Raw genomic sequence first — 2,173 nt, 5'->3', positions numbered from 1 at the left:
GCACCTGGGCCGTGCTGAACTTGTTGAACTGGTCCGACGTCAGGGTGTTGAGGTCGTCGGTGTTCAAGGTGCTGACCTGGGCGGTGGTMAGCGCGAGGATCTGGCTGGAAGACAGGGCGCGCAGCTGGTCGCTGGTGAGACCGTCCAGCTGGGTGCTGGTCAGGGCGCGCAGCGCGGCCGTGGACAGGAACTTGATGTCCGTCGCTTCCAGGGCCGACAGCTGGTCCGTGGAGAAACCCTTGGCCTGCGTCGAAGTCAGGGCGCCGACCTGGGCGGTGGTCAGCGCCACCATGTCGGCGGCATTGAAGCCCTGCAACTGCGCGGTGCTCAGCTGCAGGATCTGGCCGGTGCTCAGGGCCTGCAGCTGGTCGGTCGTCAGGACGCCGATCTGGTCGGAATTGAAGCCGCCGATGGAGGCGGTCGAAATGGCGCGCAGGTCCTCGGTCTGGAAAGCGCGCAGTTGGTCGCTGCTCAAGACAGAAAGGCCGCTGGAGGTGATCACAGCGGCCTGTACGGTGGTCAGCGCAATCAGCTGGTCGGTGCTGAAGGCGGCCCAGTCTTCGGTCGTGAAATCCCGGATCGACGTGGTCGTGAGGCCAGGGATCTTGGAGACCGGAATGAAGGGGACGATGCTTGCCATGGTTGTACCTGCTGTGCTGACGGCCACGCCCTCATGGAGGTGGCGGCTTGCAACCCGGGGCAGCCGGCCAATGCCGTGGCACGGCCGTATCCCTAGATTTCAAGTGCTTCGATCGGTTATCGGGCCGGCCCCGCTTGACTTGAGGAACAAAGTCTCAAATCGGCCGGAATCAACCCGAACCGAGGCCGCCGCCCACGGCCCGAACACCCGGACCGGGGGTGGTTTTCCCAGTAATTGCCATGCTAGTAAGTACTTAGCGAAGCCACACGCCGATAAGCGCGGGCTTTCGGTGGCAGTTCACGCACCGCCCGTCTGCCTTCACAAAGCTGTCTGGGTGGCGCTCAGTCCGTTACAAAAATGGGCCGTGACAAGCTGCCTGCAGGCTTGCGCATCGCGCGCAAGCAGCGCTTGGACGATGGCGCGGTGTTCCTCCAGCGACTCCGCCAGCCGTCCCTCCCGGAACAGCGAATGGTGGCGATTGAGCTTCATCAGCCGCCGCAAGTCACCGACGATCTGCAGCCGCCAGCGGTTGCCGTCGATCTCCAGCACACGCAGGTGGAAGCGTTCGTTGGCGGCGAAGAAGGCGTCCCGGTCGGGCAACGCCTCCTCCAGCGCGCGATGCAGTTCGCCGAGTTCGTTCAACTCGGCATCCGTCGCCCGGACACAGATTTCGGCGGCGGCGTCACTTTCTAGAAGGGAGAGCAGTTGGTAGGCTTCCCTGACGTCCCGCTCGCTCATCTCCGTCACATAGGCGCCGCGCCGAAGCTTCATCGTTACCAGGCCCTCGGAGGCCAGCACCTTCAGCGCCTCGCGCATGGGCGTGCGGCTGATACCCAGCTCGGCGCAGAGCTTGAGCTCGTCGATCCACGACCCCGGCTCCAGCTCCCGCGCCAGGATCTGCTGGCGAAGGCGGTCGGCCACCTGCTCATACAGAGCCGAGGCGGCGAGGGGGGCGTGGTCGAGGGAACCGGGCATGGCGGCCGAGTGTAGCGATTCTGAATTCATAATTATGAATAATCAGTCGGCTAAGATGCCGGCCCAGTTACAGGAGAGTTTCGATGTCGGACGCCAGCCGCGCCGGGGAGGCCCCGGAGTTCAAGACTGCCACGCTGGAGCAATGGACCAAGGCCGCCGCCAAGTCCGCCCCGGGCGGTGACGTGGCGGCACTGAACTGGGTGACGCCCGAGGGGCTGACGGTCAAGCCGCTCTACACCGCCGCCGACGTGGCCGACCTGCCGCACGCTGACACGCTGCCCGGCTTCGAGCCCTTCCTGCGCGGCCCGCAGGCGACGATGTACGCCGCCCGGCCCTGGACGATCCGCCAGTACGCTGGCTTCTCCACCGCCGAGGAGAGCAATGCCTTTTATAGAAAGGCACTCGCCGCCGGCGGCCAGGGCGTGTCGGTGGCCTTTGACCTGGCGACCCACCGCGGCTACGACAGCGACCATCCCAGAGTGACCGGCGACGTTGGCAAGGCCGGCGTGGCCATCGACTCGGTGGAGGACATGAAGATCCTGTTCGACGGCATCCCGC

2 protein-coding genes and 1 pseudogene are annotated in these 2,173 nt (G+C 65.3%); 1 reads left to right on the top strand and 2 read right to left on the bottom strand.

What is annotated here, in order from left to right; translation table 11 throughout:
- Window positions 1–640 (bottom strand): annotated as a pseudogene (locus AC1DU6_RS28575) (hypothetical protein); the annotation flags it as partial.
- 318 nt (window positions 641–958) lie between these two features.
- Entirely contained in the window at window positions 959–1,615 is a 657-nt protein-coding gene (locus tag AC1DU6_RS28570) for a GntR family transcriptional regulator (RefSeq protein WP_457325842.1), read from the bottom strand.
- Between the two features lie 83 nt (window positions 1,616–1,698).
- Here AC1DU6_RS28570 and AC1DU6_RS28565 point away from each other — a divergent pair.
- Window positions 1,699–2,173: methylmalonyl-CoA mutase family protein (locus AC1DU6_RS28565; RefSeq protein ID WP_477861261.1), on the top strand; the 475-nt coding region annotated here is incomplete at its 3' end.

The sequence above is a fragment of the Roseateles sp. P5_B10 genome (assembly GCF_056400485.1).
Note: the sequence above shows the minus strand (reverse complement) of the source record. Positions and strands in the feature narration are given on the sequence as shown.